General features: G+C 72.6%; 19 protein-coding genes and 1 pseudogene. 8 read left to right on the top strand and 12 right to left on the bottom strand.

Annotated elements, in window-relative coordinates; translation table 11 throughout:
* Window positions 1-52: 52 nt before the first annotated feature.
* Window positions 53-1,506: pseudogene (locus tag AB0H82_RS18145) on the bottom strand (FAD-dependent oxidoreductase).
* A 141-nt stretch (window positions 1,507-1,647) separates the two neighbouring features.
* On the opposite strand from AB0H82_RS18145, the gene AB0H82_RS18140 reads away from it, so the two are divergent.
* The 3 genes from AB0H82_RS18140 (at window position 1,648) to AB0H82_RS18130 (ending at window position 4,012) form a co-directional block, all read left to right on the top strand.
* The gene (locus tag AB0H82_RS18140) at window positions 1,648-2,469 is read left to right on the top strand and encodes a thioredoxin domain-containing protein (RefSeq protein WP_362993796.1); all 822 of its coding nucleotides are present in this window, start codon (window positions 1,648-1,650) and stop codon (window positions 2,467-2,469) included.
* 145 nt (window positions 2,470-2,614) lie between these two features.
* Window positions 2,615-3,457, top strand: a complete 843-nt coding sequence (locus tag AB0H82_RS18135; protein WP_362994013.1) for an aminoglycoside phosphotransferase family protein — start codon at window positions 2,615-2,617, stop codon at window positions 3,455-3,457.
* 42 nt (window positions 3,458-3,499) lie between these two features.
* A complete protein-coding gene (locus tag AB0H82_RS18130; RefSeq protein WP_362993794.1) occupies window positions 3,500-4,012 on the top strand; it encodes a GNAT family N-acetyltransferase in 513 nt (170 codons plus the stop codon).
* Here AB0H82_RS18130 and AB0H82_RS18125 read toward each other — a convergent pair.
* The 3 genes from AB0H82_RS18125 to AB0H82_RS18115 all read right to left on the bottom strand — a co-directional run bounded on the left by AB0H82_RS18125 (window position 4,009) and on the right by AB0H82_RS18115 (window position 7,623).
* Window positions 4,009-5,256: a GNAT family N-acetyltransferase gene (locus tag AB0H82_RS18125; RefSeq protein WP_362993792.1), complete on the bottom strand. Its 1,248-nt coding sequence runs from the start codon at window positions 5,254-5,256 to the stop codon at window positions 4,009-4,011. The genes AB0H82_RS18130 and AB0H82_RS18125 overlap by 4 nt on opposite strands.
* Window positions 5,257-5,312: 56 nt before the next feature.
* Window positions 5,313-6,326 (bottom strand): zinc-binding dehydrogenase, encoded by a 1,014-nt coding sequence (locus AB0H82_RS18120; protein WP_362994011.1) that lies wholly within the window; start codon window positions 6,324-6,326, stop codon window positions 5,313-5,315.
* A gap of 100 nt (window positions 6,327-6,426) precedes the next feature.
* Window positions 6,427-7,623: an NAD(P)-binding protein gene (locus AB0H82_RS18115; RefSeq protein WP_362993790.1), complete on the bottom strand. Its 1,197-nt coding sequence runs from the start codon at window positions 7,621-7,623 to the stop codon at window positions 6,427-6,429.
* Window positions 7,624-7,738: 115 nt separating this feature from the next.
* Between AB0H82_RS18115 and AB0H82_RS18110 the strand changes: the two genes are divergently transcribed.
* On the top strand, window positions 7,739-8,452 hold the full coding sequence (locus AB0H82_RS18110) for a pentapeptide repeat-containing protein (protein WP_362993788.1): 714 nt from the start codon (window positions 7,739-7,741) through the stop codon (window positions 8,450-8,452).
* Window positions 8,453-8,454: 2 nt separating this feature from the next.
* Here AB0H82_RS18110 and AB0H82_RS18105 read toward each other — a convergent pair whose 3' ends face one another.
* From AB0H82_RS18105 to AB0H82_RS18095, 3 genes are read right to left on the bottom strand one after another with little or no spacing between them, the layout of a single operon-like run.
* A complete protein-coding gene (locus AB0H82_RS18105) occupies window positions 8,455-8,955 on the bottom strand; it encodes a hypothetical protein (protein ID WP_362993786.1) in 501 nt (166 codons plus the stop codon).
* A gap of 29 nt (window positions 8,956-8,984) precedes the next feature.
* Window positions 8,985-9,629 carry a response regulator transcription factor gene (locus tag AB0H82_RS18100; protein ID WP_362993784.1) on the bottom strand — a complete coding sequence of 215 codons (645 nt, stop codon included), beginning with the start codon at window positions 9,627-9,629 and terminating at the stop codon, window positions 8,985-8,987.
* The gene (locus AB0H82_RS18095) at window positions 9,626-10,825 is read right to left on the bottom strand and encodes a sensor histidine kinase (RefSeq protein ID WP_362994009.1); all 1,200 of its coding nucleotides are present in this window, start codon (window positions 10,823-10,825) and stop codon (window positions 9,626-9,628) included. Before AB0H82_RS18095 ends, AB0H82_RS18100 begins: the two co-directional genes overlap by 4 nt.
* Window positions 10,826-11,165: 340 nt before the next feature.
* Between AB0H82_RS18095 and AB0H82_RS18090 the strand changes: the two genes are divergently transcribed.
* From AB0H82_RS18090 to AB0H82_RS18075, 4 genes are all read left to right on the top strand, one after another.
* Window positions 11,166-11,723, top strand: a complete 558-nt coding sequence (locus tag AB0H82_RS18090) for a heme-binding protein (protein ID WP_362993782.1) — start codon at window positions 11,166-11,168, stop codon at window positions 11,721-11,723.
* Between the two features lie 114 nt (window positions 11,724-11,837).
* Window positions 11,838-12,443: an ankyrin repeat domain-containing protein gene (locus AB0H82_RS18085; RefSeq protein WP_362993780.1), complete on the top strand. Its 606-nt coding sequence runs from the start codon at window positions 11,838-11,840 to the stop codon at window positions 12,441-12,443.
* On the top strand, window positions 12,440-13,567 hold the full coding sequence (locus tag AB0H82_RS18080; protein ID WP_362993778.1) for a YncE family protein: 1,128 nt from the start codon (window positions 12,440-12,442) through the stop codon (window positions 13,565-13,567). Before AB0H82_RS18085 ends, AB0H82_RS18080 begins: the two co-directional genes overlap by 4 nt.
* 164 nt (window positions 13,568-13,731) lie before the next feature.
* Window positions 13,732-15,111 (top strand): M1 family metallopeptidase, encoded by a 1,380-nt coding sequence (locus AB0H82_RS18075; RefSeq protein WP_362994007.1) that lies wholly within the window; start codon window positions 13,732-13,734, stop codon window positions 15,109-15,111.
* Between the two features lie 36 nt (window positions 15,112-15,147).
* On the opposite strand, the gene AB0H82_RS18070 is transcribed toward AB0H82_RS18075, so the two are convergent.
* The 5 genes from AB0H82_RS18070 to AB0H82_RS18050 all read right to left on the bottom strand — a co-directional run bounded on the left by AB0H82_RS18070 (window position 15,148) and on the right by AB0H82_RS18050 (window position 18,339).
* On the bottom strand, window positions 15,148-15,657 hold the full coding sequence (locus AB0H82_RS18070) for a GNAT family N-acetyltransferase (RefSeq protein WP_362993776.1): 510 nt from the start codon (window positions 15,655-15,657) through the stop codon (window positions 15,148-15,150).
* A gap of 40 nt (window positions 15,658-15,697) precedes the next feature.
* Entirely contained in the window at window positions 15,698-16,774 is a 1,077-nt protein-coding gene (locus AB0H82_RS18065) for a hypothetical protein (protein WP_362993774.1), read from the bottom strand.
* Complete coding sequence (locus AB0H82_RS18060; protein WP_362993772.1) at window positions 16,771-17,124, bottom strand: PadR family transcriptional regulator; 354 nt, start codon at window positions 17,122-17,124, stop codon at window positions 16,771-16,773. The genes AB0H82_RS18065 and AB0H82_RS18060 overlap by 4 nt, the downstream gene beginning before the upstream one ends.
* 92 nt (window positions 17,125-17,216) lie before the next feature.
* Window positions 17,217-18,044: an alpha/beta hydrolase gene (locus tag AB0H82_RS18055; protein WP_362993770.1), complete on the bottom strand. Its 828-nt coding sequence runs from the start codon at window positions 18,042-18,044 to the stop codon at window positions 17,217-17,219.
* A 58-nt stretch (window positions 18,045-18,102) separates the two neighbouring features.
* The gene (locus tag AB0H82_RS18050; RefSeq protein WP_362993768.1) at window positions 18,103-18,339 is read right to left on the bottom strand and encodes an acyl carrier protein; all 237 of its coding nucleotides are present in this window, start codon (window positions 18,337-18,339) and stop codon (window positions 18,103-18,105) included.
* Window positions 18,340-18,449 lie beyond the last annotated feature (110 nt).

The raw sequence follows: 18,449 nt of genomic DNA, 5'->3' as shown, positions 1-18,449 counted from the left end.
TCAACGGGCCTGGAGGGGCCACCGGTTTCGGAAGCGGGCGCTGAGTGGGCGCTCAGTGGCGGCCCGCCACCCTGTCCGCCCACCGGGCCAGGCGGGACGACTCGGCGGTGTGGGTGGTCAGTTCGCGGCGGTCGGCCGCGTGGTACGTGGCGTACATGCCGTGGACGCCGAGCCAGCGGAACGGTTCCGGTTCCCAGCGGCGGCCCTTGTGGCCGACCCAGGGGAGGGTGGTGAGGTCCGTGGGGCCCGCCTGGCCCGAGTCCTGCTGGACCAGGTCGCGCAGGGTGCGGGCGGCGAGGTTGGCGGTGGCGACGCCGGAGCCGACGTAGCCGCCCGCCCAGCCGAGGCCCGTGGCGCGGTCCAGGGTGACCGTGGCGCACCAGTCGCGGGGCACGCCGAGGACGCCGGACCAGGCGTGGGCGACCCGGACGCCCGCGAGCTGGGGGAAGAAGCGGAGGAGGATGGAGTGCAGGGCTTCGACCGTGGGCTGCTGGGTGCGGCCGTCGTTGTCCGTCTTCGAGCCGTAGCGGTACGGGACGCCGCGGCCGCCGAGTGCGATGCGGCCGTCGGCGGTGCGCTGGGCGTACATGTACGCGTGGGCCATGTCGCCGAGCGTTTCGCGGCCCTCCCAGCCGATCGACTCCCACTGGGCGGGTGACAGGGGTTCCGTCGCGATCATCGAGGAGTTCATGGGGAGCCAGGTGCGGCGCCGGCCCTTCAGGGAGGCCGTGAAGCCCTCCGTGCAGCGCAGGACGTAGGGGGCGCGGACCGTGCCGTACGGGGTGACCGCGTGCTTCGGCCTGATCTCCGTGACCGGCGTCGACTCGTGGATCGTGACGCCCAGGGCCTCCACGGCGTCGGCCAGGCCCTTGACCAGTTTCACCGGGTGCAGGCGGGCGCCGTGCGGGGTCCACGTCGAGCCGACGGCTCCGGCGATCCGTATCCGTTCGGCCGTCTCGCGGGCGCCGTGCAGGGTGCGGTCCTTCTCGCCGTACGAGAGTTCCGTCTCGTGGAAGGCCTTGAGGCGCGTCAACTGGGCCGGGGTGTACGCCACTTCGAGTACGCCGCCCCGGTGGATGTCCGCGTCGATCGACTCCTCGGCGGCGGCGCGGACCACTTCGTCGACCGTGTCGTTCATCGCCCGCTGCAGGCGGACCGCCGCTTCGTGGCCGTGCGACTTGGCGGTGGGGGTCCCCCCTGCTCTTCAAGAGCTTGGGGGAGGTCGCGGCCCGCGATGCCGTTGTAGAGCCAGCCGCCGTTGCGGCCGGAGGCTCCGTAGCCGCAGAACTTCTGCTCCAGGACGGTGACGCGGAGGAAGGGGGCGGCCTTCTTCAGGTAGTAGGCGGTCCACAGGCCGGTGTAGCCGCCGCCGACGACGCAGACGTCCGCCGTGGCGTCGGAGGTCAGGGGTTCGCGGGCCGTGGGCAGGCCGTCGTCGGCGTACCAGAACGATATGCCGCCGTTGACCGTGCCGGCCGTGTGGTGGGTGTTGTTCGCGCTGCTCATGGGCGGACGTTACTGCGCAGGTGGGGGCCGTGGGCAGGGGTCGGAGCCGGGGTCCCGCGGGGCGGGTCGTCGGCCGGGCGGGGGGCCGGGTAGATTCCGATGCTTTGAGCGGTACGTGGAGAAACTGGGAGGGCTCAACTCATGGCCGTACACAAGGCCGGACGCAAGGCCGGGCGCGTCGCAGCCGCGGTGGCAGCGGCGGCGCTGATCGGGGCGGCCGCGTCGGCCTGCGGTCCCGACGACGGCAGCACCGACGACAAGGGCGGCTCCGTCAGTGAGAAGCCCGCCGCGAAGTCCCCGGGCCCGGAAGCGCGTGGCTCCGACGCCCCGGAAGCCGATGCCCCGGGTTCCGACGCCCCGGAGGCGAAGGCGCCCTCGGCGGCGACTGCCCGGCTCGCCGGCGTGCCCGCGTCGGTGAAGGGCGGCGTCATCACCGTCGGTGATCCGAAGGCCAAGCATACGGTCAAGGTGTACGAGGACCCGCGCTGCCCGTTCTGTAAAAAGTTCGAGGACGGCGGGGCGCAGGCGCTGGTGAAGCCGGTGGCCGACGGCGAGGTGAAGGTCGAGTACACGATCGCCTCGTTCCTCGACAAGAACCTCGGCGGCAGCGGCTCGGTGAACGCGGCGAACGCGCTGCGGGCGTCCGTGGAGGCGGGCAGATTCCCGCAGTACCACGCCGCCGTCTTCGCCAACCAGGCGGCGGAGGAGACCGACGACGCCTACACCCCGGCCTTCCTCCTGAAGATCGCCGACAAGGTCGAGGGGCTGCGCGGCGGCGCCTTCGACAAGGCGGTCACCAACGGGACGTACAAGAAGTGGGTCGGCGAGGCGATGGACGCCTTCAGCGACGACGGCATCCAGGCCACGCCGACGGTCTTCATCGACGGCAAGAAGTCCGGCGGCCAGGCGCTGTACGAGCGGGCGGCGTTCGCCAAGGAGCTCAAGGCGGCGGGCATTTCCTGACCCCGGCCCCGGCCCGCCCCTTGCCCCGCCCCTTCCATCGCCTCGCCCCCCACGGAAAACCGCGTGCGGCGTACGCGCGTACGTCGGTAATGTCCCGCCCGTGATCGACATTCGCATTCCGGACGAGCTGGTCGAGTCGCAGCACATGTACGCGGGGGAGCCGGGACGGGCGTTCATCGCCGGGCTGCCCGCGCGCGTGAGGGAGTTCGTCGACCGCTGGGACCTGACCGTCGACGGCGAGCCGATGCACGGCATGGCCGCGCTCGTCCTGCCCGTCGTGCGCGCCGACGGCACGCCCGCGGCGGTCAAGTTCCAGCTCCTCGACGAGGAGACCGAGGGCGAGCCGGTCGCGCTGCGCATATGGGACGGGGACGGCGCCGTGCGCCTCCTCGACCACGACGGCGACACCGGCACGATGCTGCTCGAACGCCTCGACTCCGGGCGGATGCTGTCGACGATGACCGACACCCGCAAGGCCGTCCTCGTCCTCGCCGAACTCCTCGCCCGGCTCACCGCGACCCCCGCGCCCGCCGGGATGCGCACGCTCGCCGGCATCGCGGCCGAGATGGTCGAGGAGCTGCCCGGCGCCCTGAAGTCGATCACCGACCCGGGCGAGCGCGCGCTCGTCGAGCGGTGCGGGGGCGCGGTGCGCGAGGTCATGGGCGAGGCCGGCGACCGGATGCTGCACTGGGACCTGCACTTCGAGAACGTCCTGGCGAGCGACCGCGAGCCGTGGCTCGCCATCGACCCGAAGCCGCTCGCCGGGGACCCCGGCTTCGACCTGTGGCCCGCCCTCGACAACAAGTTCGACGCCGACGACGTGCTGTGGCGGTTCGACGCGATGACGGAGGTCCTCGGTCTCGACCGCGAGCGGGCCCGCGCCTGGACCCTCGGCCGTGTCCTGCAGAACGCGCTGTGGGAGGTCCAGGACGGACGGCCGCCGGTGGCCGACGACATGGAGATCGCGCGGCGGCTGCTCGGCCGGTGAGACGGGTTGGCTCCGGCGGCCCGGGGCTGGCAGCCTGCCGCCATGATTCGTACCGCCACACCCGCCGACGTCCCCGTCATCCACGCGCTGGTCCGCGACCTCGCCGCGTACGAGAAGGTGCCCGACGAGGCGAGGGCCACCGAGGAGCAGCTGCGTGAGGCGCTCTTCGGGGAGCGCCCCGCCGCGTTCGCGCACATCGCGGAGGACGACACCTCCGGCGAGGCCGTCGGCTTCGCGCTGTGGTTCCTGAACTTCTCCACCTGGCGCGGCGTGCACGGGATCTACCTGGAGGACCTGTACGTACGCCCCGAGGCGCGCCGCGGCGGACACGGCAAGGCGCTCCTGACCGAGCTCGCGCGGATCTGCGTGGAGCGCGGCTACGAGCGGCTGGAATGGGCCGTACTCGACTGGAACGAGCCGTCGATCAACTTCTACAAGTCGCTCGGGGCGCTGCCCCAGGACGAGTGGACCGTGTACCGGCTGACCGATGACGCGCTCACGGCGCTGGGGCGCGGCCAGGACCACAGGGGCGCCTGGGTTTCCGGAGGTTCCTAGAACTCGTCCACGGTGTGCGGCAGGAGAGCCGTGCGCAGCGCCGCGTCCAGTGCCGTCGCCGTGCCCGCCGTGTGCTCCGTCGCCAGGCCCGCGCGGACCAGGGCGTCGGTCTTCGTGCCGCCCAGGTAGCAGGCGGCCAGGTCGCGTACGTCGAGGGTGAGGTCCGCGGGGTCCTCGGTCCTCTCGTACGTACAGCCCGCGGGGGACGCCGTCAGGCGGTGGCGGCCCTCGTTGGCCGGGAGGCGGTCGTCGCGCACGTCGAGGACGACGTCCACCGGGGCCGCCCAGGAGCGGGACTCCAGCGCCTCGCGCACGTCGAGGAGGCGGACCCACAGCGCGGGGAACTCGCCCGTGACGCGCACCTGGTCGCGGTCGGCGGCGAAGAGGTGCAGCGGGTCGTCCAGGGGGCGGCCCCAGGCGCGGACCTGGCCGGTCAGGTCGATCGACGCGAGGTAGCGCCAGAGGGTGGCAGCGGCGGCCGGGGTGTCCGCCTCCAGGTCGTCGAGGCGGACGAGGCCGGGGGCGTCGTCGCGGGTCTTGGTGCGGTAGATCGCGTAACCGGCCGGGGGGCCCGCGGGGTCGCCGAGGACGACGACGCGGGGCGGCGACAGCTCGTCGTCCTCCTCGTCCTCCGTCACCAGCCACTCCTCGCGCCACCACGCCTCACTGCGGGCGATCCGGCCGGCGCGCTCCGCGCGGGTGCGGTCGTAGTACGCCGCGAGGAGCTCGGGCGCGTCGGACGGGTCGACCAGGCGCAGCGGCCGGTCGTCCGGGGTGATGCGCAGGGCCAGCGGGCGCCGGGAGTCGATCTCCAGGGTGTGGCCGTGGGTGGCGGGGCCGAAGCCGAACCTGCCGTAGATCGCGTCCTCCGACGCCCACAGCGCCGCGATCGGCGAGCCGTCCGCCGTCGCCCTCGCGAACAGCTCCGCGAGCATGCCGGAGAGCACGCCGCGGCGCCGGTGGGTCGGCGCCACGGACACGAACGTCAGGCATGGGCAGGGCAGTTCGCCGCCCGGCACCGACAGGGTGAAGGGGAACGCCGCGACGAAGCCGACGAGTTCGCCGTTCTCGTACGCGCCGACGCGGGTGCAGTCGCGCAGCAGGTCGTGGTGGTGCTTGCGCTTCTCGTCCTCCGGGGTCTCGTGGAAGACGAGGTAGGCGAGGGAGAGCGCGCGGTCGATCCCCGCTTCGGGGATGTCGTGGAACTGGACGGATTCCTTGGCCGTAGCCATAGACGTAGCCATATAACGGACGGTAGTTCCCGGAAGTCGTGCGGGCATCCGGATTTCGGGTCGGGCTCTCAGGGGACGAGGACGACTTTGCCCATCGTGGCGCGGGTCTCCAGCGCGCGGTGTGCCGCCGCCGCCTCCGCGAGGGGGTAGCGCTGCACGGCCGGTGTGAAGTGGCCGAGCGAGGCGGCGGTGAGGGCGGCGAGCTCCAGGGCGCGGACGGGGTTGTCGCCGCCCGCCTTCCGCATCATCGCCAGGCCGAGGACGTTGACCTGGGTGATGCCGCGCTCGGCGAGCTCCGCCTCGGTGAACTGCAGCTCCTCGTCATGCGGGCCCTTGCCGGACCAGCCGAAGACGACGTGGGTGCCGCCCGGGCCCAGCAGGTCGACCGCGGCCAGGCCCGCCTTGCCGCCCACTCCGTCGAAGACGACGGTGGCCGCGCGCCCTTCGCGCTCCTCCCGGAGGTACGCGCGGACCTCGTCGGGCCACGCCGGGTCGGTGTAGTCCACGGCGAGGTCGGCGCCGTTGGCGCGGACGCGGGCCGTCTTCTCCGGGCCGCCCGCCAGACCGATCACCGTGGCGCCGCGATGCTTGGCGTACTTCGTGAGGAGCGTGCCGATGCCGCCCGCGGCGGCGGGGACGACGGCCACGGTGTCGGGGGTCACCTCGGTGAACTGCAGGATTCCCATCGTCGTGCGTCCCGTGCCGATCAGGGCGACCGCTTCCGCGGCGTCCAGGTCGTCGGGGATCTCGTGCAGGCGGGACGCCTCGGTGACGACGCGCTCCGCGTATCCCCCGGGGGCGAAGCCGATGTGGGCGACGACGCGCTTGCCCAGCCAGTGCGCGGGGGTGCCTTCACCGAGCTCGTCGACGATGCCCGCGATCTCCCTGCCGGGAATGGTGGGGAGGGAGGGGAGTTCGGGCAGCGGGCCCTGGATGCCCTCGCGGATCGCGGTGTCGAGGAGGTGCACGCCGGCGGCGGCCACGCTGATCCGGACCTGGCCCTCGGCCGGTTCGGGAACCGGTATCTCTTCGAGGACGAGGTTCTCGGCGGGGCCGAAGGCGTGGAGGCGGATGGCGCGCATGGTGGTGCGCTGTTCCGTTGCGGGGGTGGGCATGGGGGCTCCTTTTGAAGGGCGGGGCGTACGACGGGGCGTGCGTCGTCGGTTTCGTACGCCCCACCCTTCAACCTGAAGTGGACTTGAGGTCAAGAGCCGACTTCGCGAGCGCGAGCGACACCGCCTCCACGGCGCTGTTGAACGAGACCTCGGACAGCAGTCCCGGAGCCGCCACCTGGTCGCCCACCAGATACACACCGTCGCCCCGGTCGATCGCGGGGCGGTCCCGCCACGTGGTGCCGGGGCGGTCGAGCGCGCCCGTACGGCCGTTCGCGACCGAGGCGCGGCGCCACGTCACGCGCTCGCGCCAGCCGGGGCAGCCGAGGTCGAGCAGGTGCTCGGCGTGGGCCACGCCGTCGGCCTTCGTCTCCCCGGGGGCGAGCGGGATCTGCGCCTGAACGAGCTGTTCGCCCTCGGGGGCGAGGGTGTGGTCCTGGGCGGTGAAACGTTCGACCCAGCCCGTCCGGTCCAGGTCGGAGACTACGAAGGCGTCGCCCCTGCGGGAACGGAAGGCCACGTCGACGAGTGCGGTGCGGCCGCTCTCCCAGCGCAGGGAATCGTCGCCGAGGAGGCGGCGGGCCGATTCGAGGGAGGTCGCGACGATGACCGGGCCGTCCTGGCGGAGGCCCGGGCCGGAGAGGCTGTCGACGCGGTCCAGCGTCTCCGTGCGGACGCCCATGTTCCAGGCCAGCGCGGCCATGCGGTCGATGACCGAACCCCAGCCGCCGCGCGGGTAGTGCGCCTCCGGGGGCAGCTTCGTGGCGCGGCGCAGGCGCTCCTGCACGAAGCGGGCGGAGAGCGAACCGGGGTCGTGGTGGAACGTCGCCACGGCGATGTAATGCGCGGCGGCCTTCGCGCCCTCCTCGCCGACCTGCTCGGTGGCCCAGCTGGTGAAGTCCCGGTCCACGGGAGCCTGTTCCGCCTTGCGGCGCAGCAGCTTCAGCATGGCGAGGGGCGGGGTGCGGCGCAGCGCGCCGTTGTGGAGCAGGCGCAGGCGGGCGCCTTCGAGGGGCGGCAGAGGGGCGAGCGGGCCGATGAGGTCGCGCTGCTTCAGCCAGGTCCAGTGGGGGCCGCCGTTGTAGAGGGCGTGCGGGCCCTCGTTCGTCTTGTACGTCCCTTCGGAGGTGCGGGCGCGGCCGCCGAGGGTGTGGTGGGCCTCGCGGAGGGTCACGCGGGCGCCTGCCTCGGCGGCACTGATGGCCGCGGTGAGGCCGGCGAAGCCGCCGCCGATGACGGTGATGCGGTGCTGGCTTGCGGTGGGCATGGGATGGGCTCCGGTGGGCTGGCGGGTCTGTGTTTGCGCTTCACCTCATGGACGTGCGGGGGTGGTCCGGATGTGACATGGGGGCGTTGTCAGTGGCGGCGGGCACGATGGGGGCATGGCTGAGAGAGCGAAGTCGGCGAGGGTGGCGAAGTCGGCGCGGGCGGCGAGGGCGGTCAAGGCGGCTCGGCAGGCCGAGGTGCGGTTGCCTCCGCTCCGGCCGTTCGAGGGAGGGGAGCTGCAGCCCGACGGGGACTACGACGGCGTCGAGTTCCGTGACCTGGATTTCGGGGGGCAGGACGGGGCCGGGGCGCTGTTCATGGACTCGGCGCTGGTGGGGTGCGGGGTTGGTGGGACGCGGCTGGCGCGGGCGCGGTTCGTCGACTCCGTGCTGACGGAGCTGCGGGGCGTGGGGACGGATCTCGCGGAGGCGTCGCTGCGGGACGTGGAGGTCGTCGACGCGCGGCTCGGCGGGGTGCAGCTGCACGGGGGCGTGCTGGAGCGGGTGGTGGTCCGGGGCGGAAAGATCGACTACCTGAACCTGCGGAAGGCGCGGTTGCGGGACGTCGTGTTCGAGGGGTGCGTGCTGGTGGAGCCGGACTTCGGGGCGGCCTCGCTGGAGCGGGTGGAGTTCCGGGGGTGCGTGGTGCGGGGGGCCGACTTCACGGGGGCGAGGATGAAGGACGTGGATCTTCGGGAGGCGGGGGAGCTGGAGATCGCGCGGGGGATCGAGTGCCTGGCCGGCGCGGTGATCAGCCCGCCCCAACTCCTCGAACTGGCACCGGCGTTCGCGGCGCAGGTGGGGGTGAAGGTGGCGGGGGTGGGGGAGTAGGCCTAAGCGGTTCGGGGGAAGCGGGCGAGGAGGGACCAGATCGTGGGGTTGTCCGCGAGGGACTCGTGGAGATCGGTCAGGTCCGCCACGAGGTCGTGGAGAAAGTCGCGGGCCTCACGCCGGAGCTCCGCGTGGGAGAAGGTCAGCGGAGGGTCCTCGGGGTCCATCCAGTCCGCCTCGATGTCGACCCAGCCGAAGCGGCGGGCGAACAGCATACGGTCGGTCGACTCGGTGAAGTCGAGCTCCGCGTACTGGGGACGGGAGGCCCGGCTGCCGAGCGGATCCTTGTCCAGGGTCTCCACGATGTCGCACAGCGCCCACGCGAAGTCGAGGACGGGCACCCATCCCCAGGCTGTGGACAGTTCCCGGTCCGCCTTGGTGTCCGCCAGGTACACGTCCCCGCAGAACAGGTCGTGGCGGAGCGTGTGGACGTCCGCCCGGCCGTAGTCCAGCTGGGCGGGGTCAGGGAAGCGGCGGGAGAGCGCGTAGCCGATGTCGAGCACGGATCGATGGTGTCATGGACCGGGCAGCGTCACGGCAGGAGGCGCTGCTCCTTCGCCACCGCCACCGCACCCGCCCGCGTGTCCACGCCCAGCTTGTCGTAGATCCGCCCCAGGTGGGTCTTGACCGTGGCCTCGCTGATGAAGAGGGCGCGGGCGATCTCGCGGTTGCCGAGACCCTGGGAGAGCTGGCCGAGGATGTCGCGCTCGCGGTCGGTGAGCGTCGGCTGCGGGGCGCGCATACGGGCCATGACGCGGGAGGCGACGGGGGGCGAGAGCGTGGTGCGGCCCCGGGACGCGGCATGGATCGCGGAGAAGAGTTCCTCGGGCCGCTCCGCCTTGAGGAGGTACCCCGTCGCGCCGGCCTCGATGGCGCGGGTGATGTCCGCGTCGGTGTCGTAGGTCGTGAGGACCAGGACGTGGGGGGCGGGCGGCGTGGCCGACGTGATGCGGCGGGTGGCTTCCACGCCGTCGATGCCGTCGCCCAGCTGCAGGTCCATCAGGACGACGTCCGGCGCCAGTTTCGAGGCGAGGGCGACCGCCTCTTCGCCGGTGCCCGCCTCGCCGACCACCTCGATGTCGGGCGCGCTGCCGAGCAGGGCGAGCAGTCCGGCGCGTACGACGACGTGGTCGTCGCAGACCAGCAGCCGGACGGGGTGGGTCGGTGCGGTGTTCACGGCTGGGACTCCCACGGGTTCGACTGCGTGTTCGACTGTTGGTTCGACTGCGGGTTCGGCAGCGGGATCGATACGGAGAGGACCGCGCCCTCGCCCGGCGCCGACTCGATCGTCAGTGTGCCGCCGAGCTGCCCGGCCCGCGCGCGGATCGCGGGCAGGCCGTGGCCTCGTACCCCTGCCGGGGAGTCGGGAGGGGCGTCGGCACCGGCGGGCGGCGGCGTGAAGCCGCGGCCGTCGTCCGCGACGTCCAGGACCACCTGGTCGTCGAGGAGGGTGAGGGTCAGCGCCGCGGTGGTGGCGTCCGCGTGCTCGCGTACGTTCGCGAGGGCGCCCTGCGCGATGCGGAGGAGCGCCGAGCTGACCCGGTCCGGCAGCGGCACCGGCGTGCCCTCCACGTGGAAGCGGACGGTGAGGCCCGCGTCGGACTCGCGTTCCGCGAGCGCCCGCAGCGCCTGCGCCACGCCGCCGCCGTCCGCGAGGTCGGCGGGTGCCAGGTCGTGCACGAAGCGGCGGGCCTCGGCGAGACCGTGCTCGGTGATCGACTCGGCGGTACGGACGTGGGTGCGGGCCTTCGCCGGGTCCGTGTCCCAGAGGCGGTCGGCGGCCTGCAGCAGCATCTGCTGGCTGGACAGGCCCTGCGCGAGGGTGTCGTGGATCTCCATGGACAGGCGCTGGCGCTCGGCGAGCGTGCCCTCGCGCCGTTCGGTGGCGGCGAGTTCGCGGCGGGTGCGGATGAGGTCGTCGATGAGTTCGCGCTGCCGGGCGGCCTGGCGCTGCATGTGGAGGAAGACGGCGGTGGCGACCGCCGCCCAGGCGGGCGGCGCGAGCAGCAGGTTCGGGTCGAAGCTTCCCGCGAGCTGCAACTGGGCGACGACGACGAAGGCGGTGAGGACGGCCACCAGGAACAGGGCGGCGCGCGGCGGCAGCGTCCGCAGGCCGGTGTAGAAGAGCGGCACCGCGCACCACGCGAAGCTCGGCGCGAGGACGACGAGCACGACCCAGACGGCGACGACGAGGATCAGCCAGGCGAGGCGGCGCGGCGCGGTGGGGCGGGCGCCGATGACGGGGCCGAGCACGTAGAGGAGCGCGAGGGAGACGGAGAGCGCGATGATCCACGGGGTGCGCGGTTCGCCGGGGTGCCGCATCAGGAAGCGGGTCAGCGACGACCCCAGGAGCAGGAAGAACGCCGTGTGCATGACGGCCGCGAGCCAGCGGGCGTCGGGGTCCGGCGTGCGGGGGTCGGGCCCCGGCCTGCGCTCTCCCACGGGGCGCCTCCCTTTCGTACTGCCGTCGTGCGTGTGCGTGTGCGTGCGCACACGCCGCGCTGAACTGGGCAAACACCCTCATTGTGACCCGGTGGGGCCACGGAGGGGTCAACCGATCGGTTGACCCCGGTGTCGGCCGAGTCGCGCGCGGCGGCGAGCCGGTACGTCGAGGGGTGGGCCCCGGACCCGGCCGGAGGATGGGTGGCAGAGGGACAGACACGCACACCAGCCCCCCTCGGCCCCCTCTCCACCTCATCTCCAGGAGCCCCCGATGCAGAAGCTCTCCCGCCGCACCCGCGTCCTCACCGTCGCCGCCACCGCCGCCGTCCTCGGCGCCGGCACCTTCGGCGCGGTCTCCGCCACCGCCGGCACCCCCGACGCCGCCACGAAGGCCGCCGTCACCGCCGACGCGGGCAACAAGAACCTCACGCAGTCGACGCACCTCACCGTCGCCGCCGCCACCAAGGCCGCGCAGGCCACCCTCGACGCCGCCAAGAAGGAGAACCAGCGCGTCTCCGTCGCCGTCGTCGACCGCAACGGCAACACCATCGTCCAGCTGCGCGGCGACGGTGCCGGGCCGCAGTCCCCCGAGTCCGCGGTGAAGAAGGCGTACACCTCCGTCTCCTGGAACGCGCCCACCTCCGAGCTGACCAAGCGCCTGGAGCAGGCCCCGAACCTGAAGGACATCCCCGGCACCCTGTTCCTCGCGGGCGGCGCGCCGGTCACGGCCAAGGGCGCGCCCGTCGCGGGCATCGGCGTCGCGGGCGCCCCGAGCGGCGACCTGGACGAGAAGTTCGCGAAGGCGGGCGTGGCGGCGCTCGGCCGCTGAGCCCTGAGCCCCTCCACACACAGCACGCTGAACCGTATGCTGCCGCGGCTGTTCCCGGTCCTCGCGCCCGTCCGCGCGGGGGCCCGGGGGACCCGTAGGACGAGGAGATCCAGCATGAACACCACCGCTGCCGACCAGCGGCTGCTCGACGCCGCGCGGGCCGGGAACGCCGCGGAAGTGGCGGCCGCCCTCGACGCGGGCGCCCGCGTCGAGGCGCGCGACACCGAGCTGCGCAGTCCGCTGCTGCTCGCCGCCCTCGGCGATCACGTCGAGGCCGCCCGGGTGCTCGTCGCCGCCGGTGCCGACGTCGACGCGCAGGACCACCGCTCCGACAGCCCGTGGCTGGTCACCGGGGTGACGGGCAGCGTCGCCATGCTGCACGTCCTGCTGCCCGCGGGGCCCGACCTGACGCTGCGCAACCGTTTCGGCGGGGTCTCCGTGATCCCCGCGTCGGAGCGCGGCCACGTCGCGTACGTACGGGAGGTCCTGCGCGTCACCGACATCGACGTCGACCACGTCAACGACCTCGGCTGGACCGCTCTCCTGGAGGCCGTGATCCTCGGCGACGGCGGCCGCGCGCACCAGGAGATCGTGGAGCTGCTGCTCGCCGCGGGCGCGACGCCGGACCTCGCCGACCGGAACGGTGTCACGCCGCTCGCACACGCGGAGCGGCGGGGCTTCGCGGAGATCGCGGAGCTGTTGAGGGGGCGTGCAGGATGAAGGCGCCCAGGACGTCCGCCGCGGGCGCCGCGCTGCTCGCCGCCGTGCTCCTCGCGGGCTGCGGGGCGGTCGAGGCGGAAGAAGGCCCCGCCTCGACCACCCCCACCACCCCCACCACCCCCACCGCCACCCTCCCCGCCCGCACCGGCACCCCCGAAGGCACCCTCCTGGTCGCCGACTTCGGCTCCGACACCGTCACCTTCGTCGACCCGGAGAAGGGCCCCGTCGACTCGGTGAAGGTCGGCACGGCCCCCTACGGGCTGGCCGTGGGTGCCGACGGCCGCGCCTGGGTGGCCACGGCGGAGGGCGTCGCCGTCGTCGACACGGAGAAGCGTGAGCGCGTCGACCGCGTCCCGTACGAGACGGAGACCGGCCCGGTGACGACGGGCGAGTACCGGGGCGGCGGCATGGGCATCGCCCTCGCGCCGGACGGCGAGCACGTCTACGTGGGCGTCAATGTCCCCGACGGCAAGGGCGTGCTGGAGGTCATCGACACGGACGAGCGCGCGGTGACCGGCACCGTGCCCGTCGGCCGCCGGCCCTTCGACGTCGACATGTCGAAGGACGGCCGGGAGGTCTACGCCACCGGCCACGACTCCTTCGACGTGACGGTCGTCCGCACGGACTCGCTGCGGCCGCGCCGCCTGGAAGTCGCCCCCTACGGCACGGAGGGCGGCCTCGGCTCCTGGCTGAAGCCGCACTACGCGGCCGTGCGGCCCTCCGACGGACGGCTCCTGCTGCCCTTCGAGGGCGAGAGGCTCGTCGTACTCGATCCGCGCACCGGCGAGTACGACGTCGAGAGGATTACCGCGAACACGCACCAGCACGGTGTGACGGTCGCCGACGACGGCACGCTGTTCGCGGTCGGCACCGGGCCCATCGACCCGGACGCCGACGACGGGCCCTCGCTGACCGTGCGGACGAAGGACGGCGAGGAGCGGGTCGTCCCGCTGGACGGTCCGCACGAGGACGTCGCCGTGTCGGAGGACGGCCGCACCGCGTACGTCACGGGCGGCTTCACCCGCGACGGCCACTGGAACGGCATCTCCGTCGTCGACACGGAGGACGGCTCGGTGCGCCGACTCCCGGCGGGCGTGCGCCCGTTGGGCATCTCGGTGCTCTGAACAGGCACTCCGGCTGTCACCCGGCGCCACGTGGGCCCGGTCGCCGGGCCCCTGTCGATCCCGTACCGAATCAATCCCGTACCGAACAATTGCCGCATAAGATCACCGGCGTGGACCTGCGATCTCCGGCCGTCCGAGCCGCCACCGTCACCTCCTGCCTCGCCCTGCTCGCCACCGTCAGTGCCTGCGGCGGCGCGGGCGTCGACGGCACGCCGGGCTCACCCGGCGTGCGGGACCCGTACTTCCCCAGGCTGGGCAACGGCGGGTACGACGTGGCGCACTACGGCCTGACCCTCGGCTACGACCCCGGCTCCCGGCACCTCACGGGGACCGCCGAGATCACCGCCCGCGCCACCAAGAACCTCAGCTCCTTCAACCTCGACCTGAAGGGCCTCGACGTCTCCGGCATCACCGTCGAGGGCAAGGCCGCCCGTTTCCAGCGCGCCGGCCAGGAGCTGCGGGTCCGCCCGGCCGACGAGCTCGACCGGGGCGAGACGTTCCGCGCCACGGTCCGCTACTCCGGCACTCCGGAGACCGTCACCGACGAGGACGGCTCGGAGGAGGGCTGGCTGAAGACGGCCGACGGCGCGCTCGCGCTCGGCGAGCCGACCGGCTCCATGGCGTGGTTCCCAGGCAACCACCACCCGAGCGACAAGGCGTCGTACGACATAGAGGTCACCGTCCCGAAGGGCCTGAAGGCCGTCTCCAACGGCGAGCTGACCCGCGAGTCGACGAAGAACGGCCGCACCACCTTCGCCTGGCACAGCGCCGAACCGATGGCGAGCTACGTGGCGACCGTGGCCGTCGGCAAGTACGAGATGGAGACGTCGACGACGGAGGACGGGCTGCCGATCGTGACGGCCGTCGACCCCTCGCAGGCGAAGGCGAGCGAGAAGGTCCTCGCGAAGATCCCGGACATCGTGGAGTGGGGGGAGTACAACTTCGGCCCCTACCCCTTCTCCTCGGCGGGCGCGATCGTCGACCGCGAGGAGGACGTGGACTACGCCCTGGAGACCCAGACCCGGCCCGTCTTCCCCGGCGCCCCCGACACCGGACTCCTCGTCCACGAGCTGGCCCACCAGTGGTTCGGCAACTCCGTCACGCCCAAGTCATGGCAGGACATGTGGCTCAACGAGGGCTTCGCGACGTACGCGGAGTGGCTGTACGCCGAGGACAACGACGGCGACAGCGCACAGGACGTCTTCGACGCGCTCTACAAGGGCGACTACTACGAGGACAAGGAAGACAACGAAGCCATCTGGGCCTTCCCGCCCGCCAAGCCCACGGACGCCGCGAGCATCTCCGACCCGCCCGTCTACGAACGCGGCGCCATGGTCATCCACAAGATCCGCCGGGCGGTGGGCGACGACACGTTCTACGACATCGTGCAGGGCTGGGCGAAGACGTACCGGCACAAGAACGCGGACACCAGGGACTTCACGGAGTACGTCGAGAAGCACGCGGGCGGCGACGAGGCGCGCGAGAAGGTGAGCCGGATCTGGGGGGACTGGCTGTACGGCGACGGAAAGCCGGACCGTCCGTAGGCGCCTTGGATCGGTCTCCGTGCCCCGGCACGGTGCTCAGAGCCGCTTGCGCAGGACCGCGCACGGGCGGTGCAGGGCGCGGTCCTCGCGGTGGCCGATGACGAGGTAGCCGAGCGCGGTCCAGAAGCGCAGGGCCTTCGGGTTGTTCTCCAGGACGGCGAGGCGCACGGCGTCGCGCCCCGCGCTCCGGAACCGCTCCTCGACGAGCGACGCCAACTCCCGCCCCAGGCCGCCGCGGTGCACGGCCGCGTCGACCATCAGGAGCCCGATCCAGGGGTCGGGGTCCGTGGGGTCGGGGTGCCGGCCGAGCGTGAGGGCGATGCCCACGAGCCGCCCGCGCGAGCGGGCGAGGAGCACCTCGGCGCCCGGTTGGGCGAGCTCGTCCGCGAGCGCCTTGGCGACCTGCTCGACGCGGATGTCGTCGGGATCGGGGAAGTCGCCGCTGAGCGCGAAGAACTCGCGGTTCGACGCGTACAGCGCGGTCACCTCGGTGAGAACGTGACCGGGCAGGGCACCGTCGACGGCGATGAGCGGTTCGAGGATCATGCCGGGCAGGTTACGACGGCCCGGACAGTGCGACGAGGGCTCACGTCCGTTGCTTGCGCAGGGTGCGCCATTCGGTGAACGCGCCCCACGCCGCGCAGCCGAACGCGCCCACGAGGCAGGCCGCCCAGCCGGACGACCGCTCCTGCGGGTCGAGCAGTGTGTCGACGGTGAGGGCGCCGAAGAGCAGCGCCGAGGTCAGCGCGCCGTAGAACTTCTGCCGCGTGACGCGCTGCGCCCTGCGCGGCCCCTCGGAGAGGCGCAGGGCGTATATCTCGACGTCGCCGAAGACGTCCTCGGCGCGCCCGTCCCGCCGGACCTCGGCGAGGTGCTGCCGCGCTTCCCGTACGTGGCCGCGCGCCTCACCGGCCTTCATGCCGTGCCGGCCCCGCAGCAGTCCCTCCAGGCGGGTCAGCCACCGCTCGTCGTCGGGGCCGTCGGCCGGGTGTGCGGGCGTGAACCAGCGGTCGATCGTGGTGTCGGGGAGCAGGAAGGCGCCGACGGCCCACGCGGCGCCGGCCAGCATGAGCACCGGGGCGGGCACGCGGAACAGCCGCTCGTCGGACAGGGCCGTCGCGCAGGCGATCCCGCCCGCCAGGGTGGCGGCGGCCCCGGCGAGGAACGCCCACATGCCCCGCAGGCGCCCGGCGGCGCGGGCGGCGAAGGCGACACAGGCCAGCAGGGCGGTCAGCACGATGCCCGTGACTCCCGCGGCCGACGACCGGTCCACCCCGACCCACAGCCCGTCCTGGATCCAGTACAGGCCGAAGACGGCGGCCCAGAGGAACCCGAGCGTCCCGACGGAGGCGGTGATCCGTTCGCCGGGGCGCAGGCCGCGCGTGTCGAGCTGGGCGCGGTACCGCTCGCTGACGCGTTCGGCGGCGACGGTACGGGCGTACGCGGTGGGGTCCCCCAGCACGTCGAGGGCGGGTTGTCCGGCCTCCTCGACCAGTTGGTGTGCCTCGGCGAGCATCTGCTCGGCGAACCCGACGGGCACGTCCTCGTCGAACGCGAGCCGCACGTGGACCGTCGCGGCCCACTCCTCGTCCTCCTCGCGCGCCCAACTGACCTCAGGCGTTCGTGTCGTACCCGTCGTACCCGTCGTACGTGTCCTGCTCATTTCTCGTTCCCCTCCGCCGGGAGCTTCGCCGGGAGGAGCGAGTCGACGGTCCGGGAGAACGCCCCCCAGGCGGCCTGGTCACGCCGCAGTCTCGCCCGCCCCTCCGCAGTGATCCGGTAGTACTTCCGCCCGGGCCCGCCGTCCCCCGCACCCCACTCGACCTCGACGGCGCCCTCTTCTTCGAGGCGCGTGAGGGCGGGATAGAGGGTCGCGGCCTTGACCCCGTCGAGCCCTGCCTCTCCGAGCCGCCCGAGCAGGGCGTACCCGTAACTCCGCACCTCGCTGTCGAGGATCCCGAGCAGGCAGAGGGGCAGCGCGGCACGGGTCCACGCGGTGGGCGGAGCGGCCACGGCGCCCTCTTTTCGTTACGACTCTTCAGCTCGACGGGCTATTTGATTATTCATAATAGTCGGCGTTCTGTACATCCCCGTCGTTCATGAGTTCATGAGTTCATGAGGAACGAGGAGACCAGGGAGCTGACCGCTTCGGGGCGCTGCAGCGGCAGCATGTGGTCGCAGTCGGGGAACGTGGTGAACCGGCTGCCGTCGATCGTGGCGGCGAAGGCCTGCTGCCGCTCAGGGGTGTGGAGATGGTCGTGCTCACCGGTGAAGACCAGCGTGGGCACCCCCGTCAGGCCGCCCGACAGGGAGCGGTGTTCGGTGAGGGCGGTCTGCAGCAGGTTGACGTTCTGCGGATCGCGGGCCAGGGCGCGCAGGGAGCGCCGGACGTAGCCGAGGGACAGGGCCCGGCGGTGGACGTGGTGGCTCTCGTCCAGGCAGAGCAGGCCGGCGGCCATGTGGTCGGCGAAACCGGCCGTGTCACCGGCCTTCGCCTTGCCGATGGCGTGCCCCAGGTGGGCGACGATGTCCTTCGTGAGCTCGACGGGCACACCGCCGATGAGGAGACGCGCGACCTGACCGGGGTGCCGCTGCGCGTAGTGGAAGGCGACCGCCGCGCCGAGGGAGTAGCCGTAGAGGTTCACGCGGGTGTGGCCCGTGTCGGCGACGATGGCCGCGAGCCCCTCGGCGAGCTTGTCGATGCTGCTCTGATCCGGGGACTGGAAGGCAGCGGGGTCCAGGCCGGGCATGTCGACGGTGATCAGGCTGGTCGTGGGCAGAACCACGTCCTCCAGGTACGTCCAGTCGTACATGCCCTCCAGGATTCCGCCCATCAGGATCACGGGTTCGGTGGTGGGGGCCGGCCGGCGCATCTCGCGGTAGGTGTACGACACGCCTCGCACGCTCAGAGTGCGGATGTGTTCCTCGATCATGTGCTTCCCGATTCCGTCGCAGCCGTCACTCCGTCGCGCCGTCACTTCGTCGCGGCCGTCACTCCGCCGCGGTCTTCTGGCGCACGACGTTCAGCAAAGTGGCGACCGTGTCACGCGAGTTGAGGCTCACGTCGGCCAGGTCGACGGAGCACTCGTCCTCGACCAGCCAGCGCAGCTCCTCCAGCGCGAGGGAGTCGATGCGCAGCTGGTGGAACGGAGTGTCGGGGGACACGTCCTCAAGGCGGACCCCGAAGTTCTTCCGCAACAGATCCCGGACACGATCAGTAGCTTCCACTTCGTACCGCTCCTTGTTCGCGACGATCCATCAGGAAGGTGGTACGTACGTGCCGCTCTCATCGGAACAGCGGTCACGTGGCCACCAACCGCTCAGACCAGGCCAACGAA

This window comes from Streptomyces sp. NPDC050732, assembly GCF_040654255.1.
Lineage (GTDB): Bacteria > Actinomycetota > Actinomycetes > Streptomycetales > Streptomycetaceae > Streptomyces.
The sequence above is the reverse complement of the archived record's forward strand: the minus strand, read 5'-3'. Positions and strand labels throughout refer to the sequence as shown.

Excerpts from the sequence above, each read along its gene's own strand:
- AB0H82_RS18140 (WP_362993796.1), top strand. The coding sequence starts at position 1,648 with ATGGCCGTACACAAGGCCGGACGCAAGGCCGGGCGCGTCGCAGCCGCG.
- AB0H82_RS18135 (WP_362994013.1), top strand. The coding sequence starts at position 2,615 with ATGTACGCGGGGGAGCCGGGACGGGCGTTCATCGCCGGGCTGCCCGCG.
- AB0H82_RS18130 (WP_362993794.1), top strand. The coding sequence starts at position 3,500 with ATGATTCGTACCGCCACACCCGCCGACGTCCCCGTCATCCACGCGCTG.
- AB0H82_RS18125 (WP_362993792.1), bottom strand. The coding sequence starts at position 5,256 with ATGGCTACGTCTATGGCTACGGCCAAGGAATCCGTCCAGTTCCACGAC.
- AB0H82_RS18120 (WP_362994011.1), bottom strand. The coding sequence starts at position 6,326 with ATGCGCGCCATCCGCCTCCACGCCTTCGGCCCCGCCGAGAACCTCGTC.
- AB0H82_RS18115 (WP_362993790.1), bottom strand. The coding sequence starts at position 7,623 with ATGCCCACCGCAAGCCAGCACCGCATCACCGTCATCGGCGGCGGCTTC.
- AB0H82_RS18110 (WP_362993788.1), top strand. The coding sequence starts at position 7,739 with ATGGCTGAGAGAGCGAAGTCGGCGAGGGTGGCGAAGTCGGCGCGGGCG.
- AB0H82_RS18095 (WP_362994009.1), bottom strand. The coding sequence starts at position 10,825 with ATGCACACGGCGTTCTTCCTGCTCCTGGGGTCGTCGCTGACCCGCTTC.
- AB0H82_RS18090 (WP_362993782.1), top strand. The coding sequence starts at position 11,166 with ATGCAGAAGCTCTCCCGCCGCACCCGCGTCCTCACCGTCGCCGCCACC.
- AB0H82_RS18085 (WP_362993780.1), top strand. The coding sequence starts at position 11,838 with ATGAACACCACCGCTGCCGACCAGCGGCTGCTCGACGCCGCGCGGGCC.
- AB0H82_RS18080 (WP_362993778.1), top strand. The coding sequence starts at position 12,440 with ATGAAGGCGCCCAGGACGTCCGCCGCGGGCGCCGCGCTGCTCGCCGCC.
- AB0H82_RS18070 (WP_362993776.1), bottom strand. The coding sequence starts at position 15,657 with ATGATCCTCGAACCGCTCATCGCCGTCGACGGTGCCCTGCCCGGTCAC.
- AB0H82_RS18065 (WP_362993774.1), bottom strand. The coding sequence starts at position 16,774 with ATGAGCAGGACACGTACGACGGGTACGACGGGTACGACACGAACGCCT.
- AB0H82_RS18055 (WP_362993770.1), bottom strand. The coding sequence starts at position 18,044 with ATGATCGAGGAACACATCCGCACTCTGAGCGTGCGAGGCGTGTCGTAC.